Annotated in this window: 19 protein-coding genes; 4 read left to right on the top strand and 15 right to left on the bottom strand. The window is 69.2% G+C overall.

Annotated elements, in window-relative coordinates; genetic code table 11:
* Nucleotides 1–124: 124 nt before the first annotated feature.
* From ACFORO_RS07360 to ACFORO_RS07315, 10 genes are all read right to left on the bottom strand, one after another.
* Nucleotides 125–754 carry a flavin reductase family protein gene (locus tag ACFORO_RS07360; RefSeq protein WP_377870592.1) on the bottom strand — a complete coding sequence of 210 codons (630 nt, stop codon included), beginning with the start codon at nucleotides 752–754 and terminating at the stop codon, nucleotides 125–127.
* 6 nt (nucleotides 755–760) lie between these two features.
* On the bottom strand, nucleotides 761–2383 hold the full coding sequence (locus ACFORO_RS07355; RefSeq protein WP_377870591.1) for an amidohydrolase: 1623 nt from the start codon (nucleotides 2381–2383) through the stop codon (nucleotides 761–763).
* A complete protein-coding gene (locus tag ACFORO_RS07350; RefSeq protein WP_377870590.1) occupies nucleotides 2380–3405 on the bottom strand; it encodes an ABC transporter ATP-binding protein in 1026 nt (341 codons plus the stop codon). Before ACFORO_RS07350 ends, ACFORO_RS07355 begins: the two co-directional genes overlap by 4 nt.
* The gene (locus ACFORO_RS07345) at nucleotides 3402–4220 is read right to left on the bottom strand and encodes an ABC transporter permease (RefSeq protein ID WP_377870589.1); all 819 of its coding nucleotides are present in this window, start codon (nucleotides 4218–4220) and stop codon (nucleotides 3402–3404) included. The genes ACFORO_RS07350 and ACFORO_RS07345 overlap by 4 nt, the downstream gene beginning before the upstream one ends.
* The gene (locus ACFORO_RS07340) at nucleotides 4213–5094 is read right to left on the bottom strand and encodes an ABC transporter permease (RefSeq protein WP_377870615.1); all 882 of its coding nucleotides are present in this window, start codon (nucleotides 5092–5094) and stop codon (nucleotides 4213–4215) included. Before ACFORO_RS07340 ends, ACFORO_RS07345 begins: the two co-directional genes overlap by 8 nt.
* Nucleotides 5091–6131, bottom strand: a complete 1041-nt coding sequence (locus ACFORO_RS07335; protein ID WP_377870588.1) for an extracellular solute-binding protein — start codon at nucleotides 6129–6131, stop codon at nucleotides 5091–5093. Before ACFORO_RS07335 ends, ACFORO_RS07340 begins: the two co-directional genes overlap by 4 nt.
* 11 nt (nucleotides 6132–6142) lie before the next feature.
* Entirely contained in the window at nucleotides 6143–7420 is a 1278-nt protein-coding gene (locus ACFORO_RS07330) for an aminotransferase family protein (RefSeq protein WP_377870587.1), read from the bottom strand.
* Nucleotides 7421–7444: 24 nt separating this feature from the next.
* The gene (locus ACFORO_RS07325; protein WP_377870586.1) at nucleotides 7445–8884 is read right to left on the bottom strand and encodes an aldehyde dehydrogenase family protein; all 1440 of its coding nucleotides are present in this window, start codon (nucleotides 8882–8884) and stop codon (nucleotides 7445–7447) included.
* A 221-nt stretch (nucleotides 8885–9105) separates the two neighbouring features.
* Nucleotides 9106–9663 (bottom strand): TetR/AcrR family transcriptional regulator, encoded by a 558-nt coding sequence (locus tag ACFORO_RS07320; RefSeq protein ID WP_377870585.1) that lies wholly within the window; start codon nucleotides 9661–9663, stop codon nucleotides 9106–9108.
* A 146-nt stretch (nucleotides 9664–9809) separates the two neighbouring features.
* Nucleotides 9810–10094, bottom strand: coding sequence for an alkylmercury lyase (locus tag ACFORO_RS07315; RefSeq protein ID WP_377870584.1), 285 nt, complete (start codon nucleotides 10092–10094; stop codon nucleotides 9810–9812).
* Nucleotides 10095–10276: 182 nt separating this feature from the next.
* Here ACFORO_RS07315 and ACFORO_RS07310 point away from each other — a divergent pair, with 182 nt between their 5' ends.
* On the top strand, nucleotides 10277–11449 hold the full coding sequence (locus tag ACFORO_RS07310) for an FAD-dependent oxidoreductase (protein ID WP_377870583.1): 1173 nt from the start codon (nucleotides 10277–10279) through the stop codon (nucleotides 11447–11449).
* Here ACFORO_RS07310 and ACFORO_RS07305 read toward each other — a convergent pair.
* Nucleotides 11415–12332 carry a GbsR/MarR family transcriptional regulator gene (locus tag ACFORO_RS07305; protein ID WP_377870582.1) on the bottom strand — a complete coding sequence of 306 codons (918 nt, stop codon included), beginning with the start codon at nucleotides 12330–12332 and terminating at the stop codon, nucleotides 11415–11417. The genes ACFORO_RS07310 and ACFORO_RS07305 overlap by 35 nt on opposite strands.
* Nucleotides 12333–12511: 179 nt before the next feature.
* On the opposite strand from ACFORO_RS07305, the gene ACFORO_RS07300 reads away from it, so the two are divergent.
* Both ACFORO_RS07300 and ACFORO_RS07295 read left to right on the top strand, forming a co-directional pair.
* On the top strand, nucleotides 12512–12772 hold the full coding sequence (locus ACFORO_RS07300) for a hypothetical protein (RefSeq protein ID WP_377870581.1): 261 nt from the start codon (nucleotides 12512–12514) through the stop codon (nucleotides 12770–12772).
* Nucleotides 12769–14130: a serine hydrolase gene (locus ACFORO_RS07295; RefSeq protein WP_377870580.1), complete on the top strand. Its 1362-nt coding sequence runs from the start codon at nucleotides 12769–12771 to the stop codon at nucleotides 14128–14130. The genes ACFORO_RS07300 and ACFORO_RS07295 overlap by 4 nt, the downstream gene beginning before the upstream one ends.
* Here the strand turns inward: ACFORO_RS07295 and ACFORO_RS07290 are convergent.
* From ACFORO_RS07290 to ACFORO_RS07275, 4 genes are read right to left on the bottom strand one after another with little or no spacing between them, the layout of a single operon-like run.
* Nucleotides 14117–15055: a GNAT family N-acetyltransferase gene (locus ACFORO_RS07290; protein ID WP_377870579.1), complete on the bottom strand. Its 939-nt coding sequence runs from the start codon at nucleotides 15053–15055 to the stop codon at nucleotides 14117–14119. The genes ACFORO_RS07295 and ACFORO_RS07290 overlap by 14 nt on opposite strands.
* Before the next feature lie 12 nt (nucleotides 15056–15067).
* Nucleotides 15068–15745 carry an aspartate/glutamate racemase family protein gene (locus ACFORO_RS07285; RefSeq protein ID WP_377870578.1) on the bottom strand — a complete coding sequence of 226 codons (678 nt, stop codon included), beginning with the start codon at nucleotides 15743–15745 and terminating at the stop codon, nucleotides 15068–15070.
* Entirely contained in the window at nucleotides 15742–16746 is a 1005-nt protein-coding gene (locus ACFORO_RS07280; protein WP_377870577.1) for a D-cysteine desulfhydrase, read from the bottom strand. Before ACFORO_RS07280 ends, ACFORO_RS07285 begins: the two co-directional genes overlap by 4 nt.
* Nucleotides 16747–16783: 37 nt before the next feature.
* Nucleotides 16784–17440, bottom strand: a complete 657-nt coding sequence (locus ACFORO_RS07275; RefSeq protein ID WP_377870576.1) for an IclR family transcriptional regulator — start codon at nucleotides 17438–17440, stop codon at nucleotides 16784–16786.
* A 133-nt stretch (nucleotides 17441–17573) separates the two neighbouring features.
* On the opposite strand from ACFORO_RS07275, the gene ACFORO_RS07270 reads away from it, so the two are divergent.
* Nucleotides 17574–19439 (top strand): FAD-binding monooxygenase, encoded by a 1866-nt coding sequence (locus tag ACFORO_RS07270; protein WP_377870575.1) that lies wholly within the window; start codon nucleotides 17574–17576, stop codon nucleotides 19437–19439.
* The last annotated feature ends 35 nt before the right edge of the window (nucleotides 19440–19474 follow it).

Raw genomic sequence — 19474 nt, 5'->3', positions numbered from 1 at the left:
TGGTCACAAATCAGGCATTCCGGCGGCACCGACGTCCTTTGTGGACGGTCGGCGGCCTGGGCTGTGCAGCTTAAATCCCTGGCTTGGGGCCTCAGAGCCCCTCACGGACCTGGACAAGGCGGGGCTACCTGCCCAAGTCGGAGTGCTGATCCCCGGCGAGAAACTCCTCCGGAGCGGGAATCGGCACCCGCACCCAGTTGTCGACCCGGGTGAACGTCGCGCCTCCCATCCGGCCCACCGGGCGGTACACGTCCTGGTCCAGCCGTCCGTCCGCGCGGAGCAGCCGGTCGTCCACCGCCACCCCGACCACCTCGCCGAACACCAAATGCGAGCCCCTGAATTCCTCGATCTTCACCAGCGTGCACTCCAGGCTGGGGCCTGCCCCGGCGGGGTGCGGGACGGCGATCCGCACCCCGGGCGCCCACGACAGACCGACCTGCGTCGCCTCGTCCACCGAGGAGTCCACTGTGGACGCAGTGTGCGCGACGAGTTCTTCCTGGCCGCTCAGCGCGATCGTGATCGCGAACTCGCCGTGCGCCGAGATGTTGGTCAGAGTGTCCTTCGGCGTATCCGAAATCGAGAAGACCACCGTCGGCGGGTCCATCGTCAGCGGGGCGAAGTAGCTGAACGGCGCGAGATTCCGCACGCCAGCGCCGTCCACCGTGCTCACCCACGCGATCGGGCGCGGGACGACGGCGTTCTTCACCATCCACACGAAAGCGCCGCGATCGGCGTCGGTATTGCTGCTGTACACGAACCCTCACCCTGCCACTACACGTCCTCCGAGCACGGTCAATTCCGACCGTACGCTCAGCAACTCCTCGTCCGCAGCGGTGACCGGATCGTGGGCGAAAACCGCGAGGTCGGCGAGGGAGCCGACACTGAGCGTGCCCTTGAAAGCCTCCGCGTGTTCGAGCCAGGCCGGGCCGGTCGTCCACAGCCGCAGCGCTTCCTCCCTGGTCAGCGGATCGGCCACGAGAGAGTACGCGTTCGGCCCGGGTGAGCCGGTGAAGGTCGCGACGCCTCGGCGCCAGTCCGGGACGGTCACCGGTGCGTCCGAGCTGTCGGCGACCACCACGCCGTGGTCCAGCAAAGCTCGCGCGGGGAAAGCGTCGGCCCACCGGGACTCGCCCAGTACGCGGACCATCGACGGGCCGCTGTAGGTCCGCATCAGCGAGCTGGTGATCACGCCGATGCCGGATCGCGCCAGACGGGAGAGCACCGCATCGGACAAGAAGGTGCCGTGGATCAGGGCGTGTCGTGCCTCTGGCCACGGGTCAGCCGCCTGAGCCGCTTCGATCGCGTCGACAACCGCGTCCGCGGCCCGGTCTCCGGTCACGTGGACCTGCACCCTTACCCGGCGCACGTGGGCGACCAGGATCAGTTCGTGCAGTTCCCGCACCCGCGCGGCGTCGTCGGGGCCGAAGGTCACCAGGCTTCCGTGCTCGCCCGACGGGTACGGCGAGTGCATCCACGCGGTGCAGTGCGTCGGCACTCCGTCGGCGAACAGTTTGATGCCGCCGATCCGCAGCAGGTCGTCCCCGACGGCGAAGTCCGTCTCGTCCAGCAGTTGCGCCAGCGAGGCGGCGGACGTCGTCGGCGACGGCCAGTTCCAGTGCAGCAGTGCGGTGATCCGCATCCGCAGGCGGCCGGCGGCGTGCAGGTCCCGGTAGTCCTGCCACAGCTCAGGCGGGACGATCGGGTCGGTCACGCTGGTCATCCCGAGGGCGTTCAGCCGTTCCATGCCGCGCACGATCGCGTCCAGCCGGACGGAACGGCTCGGCTGCGGCACCAGCGAGGCGACCAGTTCCTGCGCGCTCTCCACCAGTATCCCGGTCGGCTCGCCGGAGGAGTCCCGCACGATCTCCCCGGCTTCCGGATCCGGCGTCGACGCGGTGATTCCTGCCCGCTGAAGCGCCGCGCTGTTCGCCCACACCTCGTGTGACGACGCGTGATGCAACACCGTCGGCTGTGCACCGGTCACGCTGTCGAGCCAGGCTCGGGTCGGCACCGCACGGCCGTCCGCGAACTCGGCGATCGTCGTCTCCCGCCAGCCTCGGCCGACGATCCACTCCCCCGGCGGCGCGTCGGCCAGCGCAAGAGCCACTGAGTCCAAAGAAGAGACAGCGGAAAGGTCCACACAGAACTCCGGACCGGCGGCGGCATGGAAGGCCAGGTGCAGATGGGCGTCGTTCAGTCCAGGAAGGACAGTCCGGCCAGCCAGTTCGATCACCCGCGCGTCCGGCGAAGCCGCGGCGGAAACCGTCTTGTCGTCGCCGACCGCGGCGATCCGGCCATCCGAAACCAGCACTGCGGAAGCGGTCCCGACCACCGGATCGAAAGTCCGGACCACTCCGCCGCGCAGCAGCAATTCCTCGGTCATACCGCCGCCAATTCCGGAACGCCGCCGCTCGGCACCACGGCCTGATGCTCCGGATGCCAGGCCACGATCACCTCGTCCCCCGGCCGGTGCTCGTGCGCGACCCCCGCCGACACCACCGCACAACCGCGCGCACCGTCGGAATACCGCAACCAGATCCGCGTGTGATCGCCGACGTACACGATGTCAGTCACCTGCGCGCTCGCCCGCTGGTGTCCACTTGGGACGGGATCTGCGGAAGTATGGAGCGTCAACCGTTCCGGCCGCACGATCGTCACCTCCCCTGGCGTCAGCGACAACGCGTTGGACTCCCCGATGAACTGCGCGACGAACAACGTCTCCGGCCGCTCGTACAATTCCTCCGGTGTGCCGACCTGCTCGATCCGGCCGTCGTTGAACACCGCGATACGGTCCGACAACGTGAGCGCCTCCTGCTGATCATGCGTCACGAAGAGAAACGTCATCCCCAATTCCCGGTGCATCCGCGCGATTTCCCGCTGCAACTGATCGCGCAGCTTCTTGTCCAACGCACCCAGCGGCTCGTCCATCAGCAACGCACGCGGTTCGTACACCACTGCACGCGCGAGAGCGACGCGCTGCTGCTGGCCGCCGGAAAGCTGGCGCGGCAACCGATCCCGCACCGCCGACAGCCCGACCAGTTCCAGCACCTCGTCCACCCGACGCGAGATCTCGGCCTTCGGCACCTTGCGCTGTGTCAGTCCAAAAGCGACATTGCGCGCCACCGACATGTGCGGAAACAGCGCGTACTGCTGGAAAACCACGCCGAGGTTCCGCCGGTGCGGTTTGAGCCGCGAGATCTCGTGACCGTCCACCGTGATCGAACCCGCCGTCAGCGGCGTGAACCCGGCGATCATCGACAACATCGTCGTCTTGCCCGAACCGGACGGGCCGAGGAAGGTCATGAACTCGCCGTCGGCGATGTGCAGCGAGACGTCGTCCACGGCGGGCCGGTCGACCCCGGGGTACGCCTTCGTCACATGGGCGGTCGCGATTCCGTCAGTCATGATTGCTCTTTTCGGCGCAAAACGGCGGGGACGAACAGCAGAATGGTGGTGAACACGACGATCAGGCTCGACGCGGCGGCGATCGTCGGGTCGATTTCCAGCACGATCGATTCGTACATCTTCACCGGCAGCGTCTTGATCGCGGGCGTCTGCAGGAACAACGCGACCACAACCTCGTCAAAGGACGTGGCGAAGGCGAACACGAAGCCGGACAGCACCCCGGGCGCGATGATCGGGAGCACGACCTTGCGCAGGGTCGTGAACCGGGGAGCGCCGAGGCTGGCCGCGGCTTTCTCCATGATCGGGTCGTACCCGGCGAGGCTGGTCCGCACCGACGTGAGCACGAACGGCAGTCCCAGCACCGCGTGCGCCAGCACGAAACCGAGCATCGTGCCGTTCAGCTGCCAGCGCAGGAACACCCCGTAGATCGCGACCGCGACGACGATGCCGGGCAGGATCATCGGAGCCATCAGCAGCTGCCGGACGACTCCGCGGCCCCGGCGCATCCGGTCGAGCGCGAGCGCGGCCGCCACGCCGAGCACGGTCGCCAGCGCCGCCGCGAGCACCCCGACCTGGACCGAGTTCGCCAGCGCGGCCAGCCATTGCTTGCTGGTGAAGAACTCCGCGTACCAGTGCCACGACCAGTCCTTCGGCGGGAACTCGAACGTCGAGCCCGCGCCGAAACTCATCGGGATCACCACGAGCGTCGGCGCGACGAGCACGAACGCGACGAGGACGACCCATACGCGCAGGCCCCAGCCGAGGCTCCGCCGCCGCACCGCGGCGGCCCTGCTGATGGACGGATTGTCAGCCACGGCCGGCACCTCCGGCCGCACTGGTGCCCAGCGGCGCGGCCACGCGGCTGAGCACGGCGAGCACGGCGAGCGTGACGACCAGCAGGATCGTCCCGAGCGCACCGGCGCCCGCGAAGTCGAGCAGGTCGTTGACCTGGGTGCCGATCACCTGCGCGACGAGCGCCTGCTGCGGCGTGCCGAGCAGCGCCGGGGTGATGTAGAAGCCCAGCGACATGATGAACACCACCGAAACCCCGGCCAGCACGCCCGGCATCGACAGCGGCACGTAGACCCGGAGGAACGCCACCGGACGCCGCGCGCCGAGGCTGCCCGCCGCGTGCAGCAGGCTGCGGTCGATGCTGAGCATCGAACTTTGCAGCGGCAGCACCATGAACGGCAGCATCACCTGCACCATCGCGACCGTCACGCCGGCCACCGAACCCAGCAGCACCACCCCGTCGACGCCGATCGCCGACAGCGCCTTCTCGATGACGCCGCCGCGCTGTTCGAGCACGTACCAGGCGAAGTTGCGCGCCATCAGGCTGGTCCAGAACGGCATCAGGACCAGCAGCGTCAGCACCGCCCGGGCGCGACGGCCGACGAGCGTCATCGCGTAGGCGTAGGGATACGCGATGACGAGCGTGGCCGCGGTGATGATCAGCGCGGTCCGCAAAGTCCGCAGCAGCACGCGGATCTGCACCTCGTCGCCGAGCACCGCCAGGTAATTGCCCACGCCGAACGACGGCTCGGTGAAGCTGCGCCACAAAATCACGGCGAGCGGGTAGAAGAAGAACACCAGCACCACCGCCGCCGCGGGAAGCAGCAGCCACGAAGTCCGCCGCTTCTCAGGCCCGGCCTGCGGCAAAGCCGGGGGCCGGGTCGCCACGGCGGTCATCCGGTCGTCCAATCCGACCACGCCTTCACCAGCGCGGGCCGGTTCGCCGCCCAATAACGCACGTTGCTGAGCACTCGCAAGTCCTCCTTGCCCTCGCCCCAGATGTCGAGCTGGCGGCCGATCTCCGAGCGGGCGGCGGGGGCGGCCGTGTTGGCCGGTCCCACGCCCGCCCGCGCGGCGAAGTCCGCCGCTTGCGCCGGTTGCGAGGCGAAGCGGATGAGCTTCTTCGCCTCCTCGGCGCGTGCCGTCCCCTTCGGCACCACCAGTACGTCCCAGGTCACCGGAACCGGGATGCCCGGCACCACCTTCCAGTTCGCCGCCCCGGCCTTGAGCAGCGAAAACGCCCGCGCGCTGACGATCAGCGCCATGTCCGCCTGCCCGCCGGCCATCCGTTGCTGCTGGTCGCCGTACGTGCTGGTGATGGACAGCTGCGGCCGGATCCGGTCGTACATCCGCAGCGCGCGGCGCATGTCGAGCGGATACAGCTTGTCGCGCGGCACGCCGTCAGCCAGCAACGCGGCCTCGATGGTGCCGACGCTCGGGTCGCCGCCGTAGATGATGCGGCGGCCGGGGAACTGCTTCGGGTCGAAGAAATCCGCGAGTTTCGTCGGCGGATGCTGGCCGTAGACCTTGGAGTCGTACATCAGCATCATGCCGAAGAAGGCGTCCGGCACCCCGCAATCGGTGAGCGAGCCCTCCGGGAACCCGGCGGCCTGCGGGCCCATGTCGACGGGTTCGAGCAGGCTCCCGCACACCGCGGCGGCAGCGGACGCGTCGGTGTCGACGACGTCCCAGGTCACCTTCCCCGCCTCGACCATCGCCTTGAGCTTGGCGTTGCTCGACGGGCCGTCGATGGTGACCGTGGTCCCGGTCTGCTTCTCGTACGGGTCGAGCCACGCGTCGCGCTGGCCCGCCTGGTACGCGCCTTGGCCGTAGGAGGCGAACACGAGCGAGTTCGGGCCGCCCTCGGAAATCGCGCAGCCGGCAGTGGTGAGCAGAAGCGCGGCGGACAGCAGCGTCGGTATCCGGCGTCTCATGGCTCCTCCGTTCAGCTCGCCGCGGCCGCGACGTGCTTGCACAGCACGTCGGCCAAGGTGTCGATCTGGTCCTCGGTGATCACCAGCGGCGGGGACAGCACGATGCTGGTCCCGGACGCGCGGACCACCACGCCGTCCGCGCGGCAGCCCGCCTGCACCGGCGCGGTGGGCTGGTCGGCGAACTCGATGCCGAGCATCAGGCCGACGCCGCGGACCTCGCGCACGTGCGGCAGCTCGGCGAGCGGGTCAAGCCGCGCGCGCAGCCGGGCGCCGAGGACAGTGGCGCGTTCGAGCAGGTTCTCCTTTTCGATGATGTCCAGGTTCGCCAGCGCGACCGCGGAGCCGACCGGGTGGCCGTTGTAGGTGAAACCGTGCAGGAACGTCGCGCCTTCGGCGAGTTCGAGCACGCTGCGTCCGATGAGGACCGCACCCATCGGAATGTACCCGCTGGTGAGCCCCTTCGCGGTGACGATCATGTCCGGTTCGACGCCGAAGTGCTCGCTGCCGAACCAATGCCCGGTGCGGCCGAACGCGGTCACGATCTCGTCCATGATCAGGAGAATCCCGTGTCGCCGCAGCACTTCCCGCACCCGCGGCCAGTAGTCCTCCGGCGGCGGCACCATTCCGCCGACGCCGAGCACCGGCTCCCCGATGAACGCGGCGATCCGGTGCGCGCCGATTTCCTCGATCCGCTTTTCCAGCTCTGCCACGAGAAGATCTGTCGCATGGGGACCGTGTTCGAGGCCGTGCGGTTTGCCGAGCCATTCGACGTCCGGCAGCAGCGGGCCGTACCCGGCGCGCAGGCCCTCGATCCCGGTCGCGGCCAGCGACGCGCCGCCCATGCCGTGGTAACCGCCGTGCCGCGCCAGCACCACCGTGCGCTCGGGTGAACCGGCGTGGTGGAAGGCGAGGCGGGCGAGTTTGATCGCGGTTTCGTTGCCCTCCGACCCGCCGTTGGTGAGGAAAACGCGTTCCAGCCCGGCCGGGGCGAGCGACAGCAGGCGTTCGGCGAGGCGGATCGACGGGGCGTTGGAGTAGTCGCCGAAGGACGAGTAGAACTCCAGCCTGCGGATCTGCTCGGCGGCGACGTCGGCGAGTTCGGCGCGGCCGTGGCCGACCGGGCACTGCCACAGCCCGCAGGTGCCGTCGAGGTACTGGTTGCCGTCGGTGTCCCAGAGCAGCGCGCCCTCGCCGCGGTCGAGGACGAGCGGTTCGGCCGGGGCGCCGATGACGGTGTGCGGATGGATGAGGGTGCGCTGGTCGGCGGCGGCGAGGTCAGCGGTGGTCAATGCGGATTCCTTTCGGGGAGCGGTTCAGAACCGCAGAGCGACGGCTTTGGTCTCGGTGTAGGCGTCGATGCCTTCGGCCCCGCCTTCGCGTTCCTGGCCGGAGTTTTTCTGGCCGCCGAACGGAAGTTCCGGACGCACGGGCGCCGGGTCGTTGACGCCGAACACGCCGAAGTCGAGCCGGTCGAGGGTGCGCCAGATGCGGCGCAGATCGGTACCGAACACGTAGGCGGCGAGGCCGTAGTCGGTGGCATTGGCCAGTTCGACGGCTTCGTCGTCGGTGCGGAACGTGGCCACCGCGAGCACCGGGCCGAACGTTTCCTCGTGGCTGATGAGCATGTCCGGGGTGACGTCGGCCAGCACGGTGGGCTCGAAGAAATGGCCCGGCAGCGCGGAATCCGTCCAGCGGTTGCCGCCGACGAGCACGCGCGCGCCCTTGCCGACCGCGTCCGCGACCTGGTTTTCCACCTTCGCCAGCCCGGCCTCGTCGATCAGCGGTCCGATGTTGGTGTCCTCGGCGTCGCCCCGGCCGACCTTCAGCGCGGCGGTTTTCTTTTCGATCAAGGAAAGCAGGTCGTCGCGGACGCTTTCGTGGACGTACAGCCGGTTCACCGCCGTGCAGCTCTGCCCGGCGTTGAAGAACTTCCCGGTGACGACGCCCGCCGCGGCGGCTTCGAGGTCGGCGTCCTCGAACACGATGGCCGGCGAATGTCCGCCCATTTCGAGCGACGTGCGGCGGAGGATGTCGCCGGTCTGGCGCAGCAGGCCCAGTCCGACCTCGGTGGAGCCGGTGAAGCTGACCTTGCGCAGGCGGCGGTCGGCCAGCAGCGCGCCGACGAGTTCGGCGGGCCGGGTAGTGGTCAGCGACTGCAGGACACCGTTCGGCAATCCCGTGTCCTGCACGATTTCCAGCAGCGCGGTGGCGATCAGCGGGGTCTGCTCGGCCGGTTTCGCGATGACCGGGCAGCCCGCCGCGAGTGCGAGCCCGACCTTGCGGATCAGCATGCTGGCCGGGAAGTTCCACGGCGTGATCGCGAGCACCGGGCCGACCGGCGCGCGCAGCACGAGCCCCGGACCGGCCGCGTTCGCCGGGGTGACCCGCCCGTACGCGCGACGGCCCTCCTCGGCGGCCCACTCCAGCATCCGGGCGGCTCCGGCCAGTTCGCCGTTCGCCTCGGCGAGCGGTTTTCCGTTCTCGCGGCTGAGCAACGCGGCGAGTTCGCCTTGCCGCGCCCGGATTCCGGCGGCCGCGGCGCGGAGGTGGCCGCTGCGGGTCTCCGGGTCGGTGTCCGCCCAGCCCCGGGCGGCCCGCGCGGCGGCGGCCAGTGCGTCCCGCGCCTGCTCGGGCCCCGCGTCGGCGGCCTGGCCGAGGACGGCGAGGCTCGCGGGGTCGACGACGTCGAACGTCGCCGGGGCGGACTGCCAGCGGCCGTCGATCAGCAAGGTCGCGGCGGCGGTGTCGGGCATCGGTACGCCTTTCGGGTCGGCGGATTCGGGATGCGCCGAGTCTGACCCCTAGGTGTTGATTAAGTCAACACCGAAAATATTGCGAAAATCCTTGTCGCACAATAAAAACGGCACCACTCCAGCTCCGGCGGCGCGGGTCCGTGAGGGGAACCCTGAGGGACTCTGAGTCCCTCAGGGTTCCCCTCACGGACCGACGCCAGGCGGGCCGGAGGGTGCCGTGTTCAGCTGTCTTCCGGGCGAGCCGCGGCGGCGAGCAGGCCGCGCAGGGCTTCGAGCGCCGGGCCCGGATCGACGTCCGGGTCCGCCACCTGGTGCAGGAACATTCCGTCGAGGGCGTAGAAGACGAGCTGGGCCAGCCCGCCGCCGGCCGACAGTTCCGTGCCGACCGCGGCGAGATAGCCGTCGTAGAGCCGCCGGACGATCGGCCGCAATTCGGGCCGCCGCGCCGATTCCACGACCAGCTGATACTGGAACACTTGCAGGTCCGCACTGTCCCGGAACCGCTGGCGCACCTCGGGACCGTCCGCGTAGACGCCGGTGCGGGCGCCGATCAGGCCGTTCTCCGCGCTTTCCTCCAGCACGAGGTCCAAAGAGGACTGGAGGAGGTCGTCGATCGAGGAGAAGTGGTGCTGGACCGCGCCGGTGGTGCAGCCCGCCGCCCGGGCGACCGCCCGGTAGGTGAGCCCGCGCAGGCCGTCGGAAGCGACCACGCCGACGGCCGCCCGGCGCAGGGCGAGCTTCATCCCGGTCGCCTCGTCCGCGGTTCCGGACCGGCTCATCCGCACCTCCTCGGCTTCGCTCGGGGTTCAAGCTACATTACATCTGTAATGTAGACCAGAGCGGCGTCACCGGCACCGGCATCCCGGGCACAACTCGCGGGGAACAGCGGTTTCCGGTGAGGCTTTTACCGTGTCGCGGCGCTGATTCAGCCGCGCTTCGAAGCCAACGCGGCCAGCACCCGCTCCCGAGTAGGCACGTCGAGCCGGCAAGCGTCCCCCGCGACCGAACCGGGCGTCCCCATCACGTCGACCCCGTCGACCAGGATCGTCGGCGAGCGGTACCGGCCGACGCGCTCGACGAGCGTCGTGTCGAGACCGCTCTCGGCGAGGCAGCCCGCGACGACCGATCGGGCCGCCTCCGCGTTCGGGCAGTCCGGGGAGGTCAGCAGTTCCACCCGGATCCCGCGGATCTCCGGCCCGGTCGCGCACATGGCACCCAGCCTAAGCGGAAATCGGGCCTTGACAATCCGCTTCCGGAAAAAGCTATGGTGACCGGAGGACGTCGAAAGCCACAGCCCGGTAGGTAGTCCGGGCGGCGCGCAGCGCTCGTACTCGCACCCCTCCGGTGCGTCCAGCACGTCCCCTTGCTCCGTGTCCGGAAGGGGAATTCGCTGTGCCTGGAAAACTTCGCGTCCTGATCATCGGCGCCGGCGTCGGCGGGCTCGCACTCGCCCAGGGATTGCGTCGCGCCGGGGTTGCCGTCACGGTCTGCGAGCGCGATACCTCGGCGGTTGGCCGCTTGCAGGGGTACCGCCTGCGGATCGACTCGAACGGTCTCGACGCGCTCGACCGGCTGCTCCCCGCGCGGCTCAGCCAGGCGGTGTGGGATGCCAGTTCGACGCCGTCGCGGACCAGCTTCCTCAACGGGACGCAGCCAGCCGAGCCGGTCGAGCGGAATGTCTCGATCAACCGGCTCACACTGCGCGAGATCCTCCTGCACGGCCTCGAGGACGTCGTCGAGTTCGGCCGCGAGTGCACCGGCTGCCACGTGGACGACACCGTCACCGCCACCTTCGCCGACGGATCCACTGCCTCCGCTGACGTCTTGGTCGCCGCGGATGGCGTGAATTCGGTGCTGCGGAGGCAATATCTGCCGCACGCACGCGTGGTCGACACCGGTATCCGCATCATGTACGGCCGCTTCCCGCTCACCCGCGAGACCGCCGAACTGATCCCCGATGAGTGGTTCGGGATCTACAGCGGGCTCGTCGGTCCGGACAACCAGCACGTCGGAATCGCCCCGGTCCACGCCCGGCGTCCCGCACCGCTGCCGGGCCTCACCGACACCAGCGACTACGTGATGTGCCTGCTGGCCGCCCGTACCGAACTGCTGCCGTACTCCGACGACGAACTCCGCGCCGCGACCGGCCGCCAGCTGCGGAACATGACGGTTTCCTTGACCCGCAAGTGGAATCCGAAAGCGAGCGAGCTCTTGTCCCTCGCCGATCCCGAGACGCTGTTCCCCATCTTCATGCGCACCAGCGTGCCGATCGAGCCCTGGCCGACCACCCCAGTGACCCTGCTCGGCGACGCGATCCACGCAATGAGCCCAGCGGTCGGCGTCGGCGCGAACACCGCGTTGCGCGACGCCGAACTGCTCGCCGCGAAGCTCGCCGAGGCCGGTACCGATCCCCTCCCAGCGCTGCGGGAGTACGAAACGGCGATGATCGGCTACGGCTTCGACGCGGTCCGGACGTCGGCGAAGTTCGGGGCGATGCGGATGGGACAACCTGAGCTGCCAGCGGCCAGGCTTATTTTTCGAGCGCCTCGCGCTGTGCCGGGCTGAGCCGATCCGCCCGCACGGCCAAGCGATACGTCTGGTCTCCGGTCACCCGCACAACGAGCGGGTCCGCGATCACCGGGCGGCGCCGGAGCGCCTCCGCGGCGGCCCTCGTCCGGTCCCGCGGCCAGCCGAGCGCGGCGGACAAGGCGTCCAGGCCGAGCGGGCGAGCGGCCTGCACCAGCGCGGCGACCACGGTCAAGGCGTCGTACCCGACCGCTTCCGCGAGGCCGCTGTCGCCCATCTGCTCGCTGAGCCGTCCGAAGAATCGGCTCATCTCACCGAGCCGGGCGCCGGCCGGGGTGCCGGGGCCGAAAAGCTCGATGCCCCGCCGTGCGGCGGAGGCGATCCGGCCGTGCGCCGCGGTGTCGGCCTGCCACGCCCGGAGCCAGGCGCCGTCGTCGACCGCGTACCGCTCGCGACGGCCGCCTGGATCCGGGCGGCGCAGCACCAGCGCCATGGATTCCAGGTGGCCGACCGATTTGGACACCGACGCCGGGCTGACCCGCAGCCTCCGCACGAGGTCCGCCGAGGTCAGGCCATCGGAGATCAGCAGGCAGGCGAACACCCTCGCGGTCATCCGCGGCAGGCCGGTCGCGGCGAGCAGCCCGGCGAACTCGTCCACGAAACCGCGCGCTGACGCGGACGGGAACCCGTCGTGCACCGGCTCGGCGGGCCGAGCGGGCTTGCGCAGGCGGGCTCGGCGGCCGGCGGTCTCCTGCGCGTTGCCCGCGGCGTAAACACCGACGACGCTGTTGCGCGCGACCTCCCGGCTGATCGTGGACGTCGGCCTGCCGAGGCGCCGCGCCATCTCCGCGTACCCGAGCCCCTCGGCCAGCCAGGCCTCGATCCGCAGCCGCTCCTCGCGGGTCAGCCGCTCCCCCGGCATCAGTGCGCCCTCTCGTGCATTTGTCCACAGTACAGTGCAACGGCGAATTTCAGGTCATTGCATTTACCCACAGACTCATTGCAATAATTAAGCTTGAGCTGGCCATTTTCGCCCCGTGAATGTTGACGCACCATGAAACGCAACGTAGCTTTTCGTTATTCGGAAAGGGAGGAAAACCCATGACACACGTGCTGGCCGTATCGACGGTCTCGGACCACAGCAAGCTCTGGAGCGGCCTCAAGAAGGCGCACGCTCAGCTCCCCCAGGGCGCGAAGTGGAAGCTGGCGATCGCGAGCACCGACGGGAACAGGGCGGTGAACGTGATCGCGCACGACACCGTCGACGGAGTCCGCGAGTTCTTCGAGGCTCATGCCGGTCCTTACGCCGCGACGGAATACTTCGAAGCGGACGCCGCGAACGCGGTCGGTCTGGCCCGATGACCTTCGACGCGCCGCGGCTCGCCGAACTCCTGGCGGAGTACGGGATCCCGAGCGCCGCGATCGGCATCCTCCGAGACGGGCAACGCACCGAGTTCGCGGCCGGCGTCAAGAACGTCGAAACCTCGGAACCGGTGACGACCGGCACGGTCTACCAATGCGGCTCCATGACCAAAACCTGGACCGCGCTGGCGTTCCTGCAACTCGTCGACGAGGGGAAGGTCGATCTCGACCGACCCGTCCGCACGTACTTGCCCGGTTTCGCGGTCGCCGATCCCATGACCACCGCACAGGTCACGCCGCGGCAATTGCTGAACCACACCAACGGGATCGAGGAAGCATACGGCGACCCCGGCGAGGGCGACGACGTCTGCGAGCGAATGGTCGGCGCCATCGCCGAGGCACCGCAGGTCTTCCCGCTCGGCCACACTCACGGCTACAGCGCGGCACTGGGTTACGCCGTCCTCGCGCGCGTCCTCGAGGTGGCGGACGGGAAGACCTGGGACGACGCCATGCGCGACCGGCTCTTCCGCCCGATGGGCCTGACCAGCACGAACACCCGGCCCGAGCAAGCCGACCAGGCCCGGGAGGCCACCGGGCACCTGGTCCGGTCCCTGGCCGAAGGCCCGATCGTGACCCCGATCGACTACCTGCCGCGCGCATTCGGCCCGGGCGGCGGCATCACGTCGACGATCGGAGAAGTCCTCGCGCTGGCCCACGTCCTGCTGAACGACGGCGTCGCGCCGAACGGACACCGCGTGCTCTCGGCGGAACTCCTCCGGGAAATGAAGAATTCGCGAGTGCCGATACCGGATCCGCTGATGTTCGGACCGGAATGGGCGCTCGGTCTCATCGTCTGCGATTGGAACGGCGAAACCGTCTACGCGACCGACGGCAGCACTGTCGGCCAGAACTCCCGGCTCCGGATCCTGCCGGAATCGAACACCGCCGTCGCGATGCTCACCAACGGCGGGCCCAGGGAAAGCTTCTCCCGCACCGTGTTCGCCGAAATCCTGGCCGAGCACACTATCCCGTCGCTGCCCGCGCCGGACCCTGAGCTGAAACTCGACCTCGAAAGGTATGTCGGCGTCTACGAGCGGCCCGGCGCGCGATACGAGGTTTCCGCGGAAGCCGGGCAGCTGAGCCTGACCCTGGCGATCGACCCGACGCGGGCGGAGTTCCTGAGGAAACCGGACCGCGTCCGCTACGAGCTGCTGCCGGTGAGCGAGACGCTTTTCCTGATGCCGCCGACAGATCCGCTCGAAGACACCCAGTCAGTCGCGATCTACGATTTCGCGAACGGCCCGGCGCAGTACCTCCACACCAACTGCCGGGTGCACCCGCGCGTCACGCGGGCTTGAGCAGCGGAACATCCCGCGAGATCTCGCTGAACCCCACGCTGAAATACAACCCCCGCGCCGACGGATGCCCAGGCGCGCCGAGGCAAGCGACCGTCGCGTGGGTGGCTCCGGCCGCCCGCGCGCGGTCCATGCCGTGCAGCAGCATCGCGCGGCCCAGTCCGAGCCGCCGGTAGCCCGGGTGGGTGCCGACCGGCTCGAATTCGGCGGTCTTGTTCGCCTCGTCGAGCCACATGATCGTGGACGCCGCCATCGTCCCGTCCGGTGCTTCGACCAGGAAGTGGAGGTCGCCGCGGTACGCCGGGGTCGCGCGGACGCCTTCGTAGCTTTCCAGCGTATACGCGGTCACGCCCCAGGCGTCCACATGAGACTGGACCGCCGCCTCCGGTCCGGCCTCGGCGGCGGTGCGGAAGCGGAATCCGTCCGGCAGCACCGGCGTTTCGAGCACCTCGAGGTCGCGTTCGTTCAGCTGCGTCCACGATCCGGTGTCGCCGAGGCTGTCTGGATCGGGGCCGTAGCCGTGCGCCGCCCAGCGTTCCAGGCCGAACTCGTCGGCCGCCCCGGGGAGCACGGTGCGTTCGAGGCCGTCCGCGGTGGCGTCGAACCAGTCGATCACCTCGTCGACCAGCGCGGCGTGATCGGGATGGACTTGATAGGCCAGGTAAGCACCGGTGACGTCCTTGACTGAGCCGTCGTTGAGCCGCACGCTCCGGGGCAGTTGCGCCCAGCCCCAAGCGACGAGGTCGTCGCCGGCGAACCACAGCCGGCGGACCCAGCTCGCGCCTTGCGCGGCATGCCCTTTGCCCCAGTTCCAGGCCAGTTCGCCGTAGGCCGCGTCGCTGTTGACGAGGTCCTGGCGGACGGCGGTGACCCGCTGCGCGAGCTCCTGCATGAGAAGCACGTCCGAGGCGGTCAGCAGATCAGTCATTCTCGGACTCTGTCAGGCGGGCCGCCGGGAGTCGACCGGTTTTCCGCCGCACCTGCGGATCACCGCGTCGGCGAGCAGGTCGGTCGGATCGAGAACGCCAGCAGCCTGTCTTGCCACCAGCGGAAGTTCCGTGCAGGCCAGCACGGACAACGACGCGTCGACGTCCGCGAGCGCCCGATCGAAGTGCACCGCTCCGCCCGCCAGGTCGCCGCGTTTCACCGCCGCCACCGCCGCGTCCACCGCCGTCTGCCCGGCCTCGGACGGCAGCACCCACTCCGCCTCGGGCACTCCCCGCTGGTACAGCCCGGCGGCGATCGTCCCGCGAGTGCCGAGCAGTCCGACTGGACCCGTGCGTCCGGCCAGGAATTTCGCTGTCTCCGCGACCATGTCCACGAACGGCACGCCGCTGTCCGCAGCCAACCGCGGCAGGAAGAAATGCGCGGTGTGGCAAGGAATCGCCACCACGGAAGCGCCGAGATCGCGGAGTTTTTCCGCCCCGGCAAGCAAAGCCGGATACGGGTCAGTGCTCCCGTCGAGCACGGCGGCGACCCGGTCCGGCACCGTGGGATCCGCCCAGATCGCGACCCGCAGGTGGTCCTGGTCGCGCTCCGCGGCCGTGCGCGCGATGAGCTTGGCATAGAACTCCGCGGTCGCCGCCGGGCCCATGCCGCCGAGAATGCCCGCGATCACTGGAAGGTCGACCGGTAGCCGAACAGCCCCACGGCGCCGCCGGTGTGCACGAACACGACGGTGTCGGTCGCGGCGAACCGGCCTTCCTCGATCTCGCCGAGCAGACCGGCGAACCCCTTTCCCGAGTACACCGGGTCCAGCAGGATCCCTTCGGTCTCGGCAAGCAGCCGCACCGCGTCCGCCATCGACTGCGTCGGCACGCCGTAGCCCTCGCCGACCCAGCGGTCGTCCACCAGCACGTCGTCGCGGGAAACCTCGGTGCCGATCAGCTCCGCGGTCCGGCTGGCGAGCCCGTGCACCGCGTCGATCTGCCGCGCTTCCGGCTGTCGCACGCTGACGCCGAGCACCCGAGCAGGGCTGTGCACCGCGCGCAATCCGGCGACGAGCCCGGCCTGCGTGCCGGTGCTGCCGGTCGCGTGCACGACCCAGTCGACCGGAATCGGCGCGGCATCGAGCTCCAGCGCGCATTGGACGTACCCGAGCGCACCGATCGGATTCGACCCGCCGCCCGGGATCACGTACGGCCGCCGTCCCCCGGCGCGCAGCTTCTCGGCGACCGTCTCCATCGCCGCCGGCATGTCGGTTCCGGCCGGTACGCGGTCCACGATCTCCGCGCCGAGCAGTTCGTCGAGCAGCACGTTGCCGGAGTTTTCGTACTCCTCGTCGCGCACCTGACGTTGTTCCAGCAGCAACTTGCAGCTCAGCCCGGCGCGTGCGGCGGCCGCGGCGGTCTGCCGGGCGTGGTTGGACTGCGTCGCGCCCTGGGTGATCAGCGTGTCGGCACCCTGCGCGAGCGCGTCGCCGACGAGGAATTCCAGCTTCCGCGTCTTGTTGCCGCCGGTCGCCAAACCGGTGCAGTCGTCGCGTTTGATCCAGAGGTCTGGAACGTCCCGATGGCGTTCGCGCAGCCGCGCGGTGAGCCGCTCCAGCGGTTCGAGCGGGGTCGGGAAGTGTCCGAGCGGGAAGCGGGCGAAGCGCGTCGTCTGTACCACGGACGCCATCGTGCTTCCCGGGCCCGGCCGCTGTCCACCGCGTCCATTACGGATGCAGCTCGGCCCGGATCACCTGCGCCGCCTGCGCCAGGCGCGCACCGATCGCGGAGACATCGACCGGACCGGTCAAATACACCACCGCCAGCGCGGCCGGGTGCTGTCCGGGCACCGCGAGTGGCACCGCGATCGACGACAACCCGGGGATCACCTCGTCATGGCTGGTTTCGTACGGCGCTTTCTCCCCGCGCAGCTGCTGCGAAATCGCGCGACCCGGTGCGCCGTCGGTGATCGGATGCCGACTGCCCGGCCGCTGCGCCACCGCCGCCGTCGCCTGTCGCGGTTCGACGCTGGCCAGTGTGACGACGGAATCCTCGCCGTCGAGCGTCGCGAGGAACGCCGTCATGCCCAGTTCGTTCGCGAGCACGGTCAGCTCGGGCAACGCAGTGGACTGCAGATCGCGGGAAACGTTGCGCGCCAACGCCGCCAGCCGCGCGCCCAGCTCCAGCTCGCCGTTCGCGCCGCGCACGACCAGGCCGTGGTCCTCGAGGGTGCGCACGATCCGATAGGCGATCGACCGGTGCAGCCCGAGCCGCGAGGCCAGCTCGCCGATCGACAGCGGCGCGTCGGCCTCGGCGAGAACTTCCAGCGCGGTGAGCCCGCGCGACAACGTCTGCGACCCGGCCGCTTGCCTGGCTTCCGTCACGACTCGGTCCTTCCCCGCGGGGTCTTGTGCACCGGAGCGGCCCACCTTAGCATCGATGTACTCATTAATTGAACAACAAGTTCTATTATCGAACACGGTCCCCCTGGTGCTTCACAGCGAAGTGAGGAAACTTATGCAGTTCCACCACCACGGCTACGTTTCCGGCGAACCGCGCGTCCTGCCCGCCGCCGGAACCGGGATCGACCGGCCCGCGGAACTGCCGGACGAGGTCGACGTCCTGATCGTGGGCACCGGCCCGGCGGGCATGATCACCGCCGCGCAGCTGTCCCGGTACCCGGACGTCACCACGCGCATCGTCGAACGCCGCGGCGGACGGCTCGAAGTCGGCCAGGCGGACGGGATCCAGGCGCGCAGCGTCGAAACGTTCCAGGCGTTCGGCTTCGCGAACCGGATCGTCGAAGAGGCGTACCGGATCACCACGATGTCGTTCTGGAAGCCCGATCCCGCCGACCCCAAGCGCATCGTCCGCTCCTCGCGAGTGCCCGACGACCCCACCGGGATCAGCGAATTCCCGCACCTCATCGTGAACCAGGCCCGCGTGCAGGACTACTTCGCCGAGTACATGGCGAACTCGCCGAGCCGGATGACGCCCGATTTCGGCCTGGAATTCCAGGCACTCGATATTACCGAAGGCGACGAATACCCTGTTTCTGTCACGCTGCGCCATACTGTCGGCTCGCGCGCCGGCGAGGATCGCGTTGTCCGGGCCAAATACGTGGTCGGCTGCGACGGCGCACGCAGCGCGGTACGCGAGTCGATCGGCCGGGAACTCGTCGGTGATCAGGCTTTGCACGCGTGGGGCGTGATGGACGTCCTCGCGGTCACCGATTTCCCGGACATCCGCACGAAATGCGCCATCCAGTCCCACGACGGCGGCAACATCCTGCTGATCCCCCGCGAAGGCGGCGCGCTGTTCCGGATGTACGTCGACCTGGGCGAGGTGTCCGAGGACGATCGCGGAGCCGTCCGGAAGACGACGATCGACCAGATCATCGCGCGCGCCAACGCGATCATGCATCCGTACACAGTGGACGTGAAGAATGCGGCCTGGCACAGCGTGTACGAGGTCGGCCACCGCCTCACCGACAAGTTCGACGACGTCCCCGTCGGCGACACCCGCCTGCCCCGCGTCTTCATCACCGGCGACGCCTGCCACACGCACAGCGCGAAAGCCGGACAGGGCATGAACGTCTCGATGCAGGACGGGTTCAACATCGGCTGGAAACTCGGCCACGTCCTGGACGGCCGCGGTCCCGCTTCGCTGCTGGCCACCTACTCCGCGGAACGCCAGCTGATCGCGAAGAACCTCATCGACTTCGACAAGGAATGGTCGACGCTCATGGCGACCCGGCCGGAGAACCTGGCCGATCCGGCGGAACTGGAAGAGTTCTACGTGAAGACCTTCGAATTCCCGTCCGGTTTCCTGACGTGCTACCAGCCCTCGGCGATCGTCGCCTCGCCGGAACACCAGGACCTGGCGACCGGGTTCCCGGTCGGCAAACGCTTCAAGTCGGCTCCCGTCATGCGGGTCTGCGACGCGAACCTGGTCCACTTAGGACACCATGCCCAGGCCGACGGTCGGTGGCGCGTCTACGTTTTCGGGCCCGCCGCCCCGGTCGCCGATTTCGCCAGCTGGCTGGGGAATTCTCCGGACTCCCCGGTCGTGGCCCACACGCCGAAGAATCTGGACGTCGACGCCTGGTTCGACGTGAAGGTGATCTACCCCGGGCCGTACGAGGAGATCGATCTCGGCGAGGTCCCGGAAGTCTTCCTGCCCCGCACCGGTCCCTTCTCGCTGATCGACTACGAGAAGGTTTACGCGGCGGATCCCGCAGACGACATCTTCGCCGCCCGCGGGATCTCGCCGGACGGTGCGATCGTGGTGGTCCGGCCGGACCAGTACGTCGCGAACGTCCTCCCCCTCACCGGCACCGCCGAGCTGGCCGCGTTCTTCGCCCCGATCTTCAGCGCCGGATAGCCGTGAAGGACTCCTTGGGGGAATCTGATTCCCTC

The organism is Amycolatopsis halotolerans (assembly GCF_042647905.1).
Lineage (GTDB): Bacteria > Actinomycetota > Actinomycetes > Mycobacteriales > Pseudonocardiaceae > Amycolatopsis > Amycolatopsis halotolerans.
This window is presented reverse-complemented; position numbering and strand designations above follow the sequence as displayed.

Excerpts from the sequence above, each read along its gene's own strand:
- ACFORO_RS07350 (WP_377870590.1), bottom strand. The coding sequence starts at position 3,405 with ATGACTGACGGAATCGCGACCGCCCATGTGACGAAGGCGTACCCCGGG.
- ACFORO_RS07355 (WP_377870591.1), bottom strand. The coding sequence starts at position 2,383 with ATGACCGAGGAATTGCTGCTGCGCGGCGGAGTGGTCCGGACTTTCGAT.
- ACFORO_RS07290 (WP_377870579.1), bottom strand. The coding sequence starts at position 15,055 with ATGACTGATCTGCTGACCGCCTCGGACGTGCTTCTCATGCAGGAGCTC.
- ACFORO_RS07280 (WP_377870577.1), bottom strand. The coding sequence starts at position 16,746 with ATGGCGTCCGTGGTACAGACGACGCGCTTCGCCCGCTTCCCGCTCGGA.
- ACFORO_RS07270 (WP_377870575.1), top strand. The coding sequence starts at position 17,574 with ATGCAGTTCCACCACCACGGCTACGTTTCCGGCGAACCGCGCGTCCTG.
- ACFORO_RS07295 (WP_377870580.1), top strand. The coding sequence starts at position 12,769 with ATGACCTTCGACGCGCCGCGGCTCGCCGAACTCCTGGCGGAGTACGGG.
- ACFORO_RS07300 (WP_377870581.1), top strand. The coding sequence starts at position 12,512 with ATGACACACGTGCTGGCCGTATCGACGGTCTCGGACCACAGCAAGCTC.
- ACFORO_RS07320 (WP_377870585.1), bottom strand. The coding sequence starts at position 9,663 with ATGAGCCGGTCCGGAACCGCGGACGAGGCGACCGGGATGAAGCTCGCC.
- ACFORO_RS07340 (WP_377870615.1), bottom strand. The coding sequence starts at position 5,094 with ATGACCGCCGTGGCGACCCGGCCCCCGGCTTTGCCGCAGGCCGGGCCT.
- ACFORO_RS07315 (WP_377870584.1), bottom strand. The coding sequence starts at position 10,094 with ATGTGCGCGACCGGGCCGGAGATCCGCGGGATCCGGGTGGAACTGCTG.
- ACFORO_RS07335 (WP_377870588.1), bottom strand. The coding sequence starts at position 6,131 with ATGAGACGCCGGATACCGACGCTGCTGTCCGCCGCGCTTCTGCTCACC.
- ACFORO_RS07325 (WP_377870586.1), bottom strand. The coding sequence starts at position 8,884 with ATGCCCGACACCGCCGCCGCGACCTTGCTGATCGACGGCCGCTGGCAG.
- ACFORO_RS07305 (WP_377870582.1), bottom strand. The coding sequence starts at position 12,332 with ATGCCGGGGGAGCGGCTGACCCGCGAGGAGCGGCTGCGGATCGAGGCC.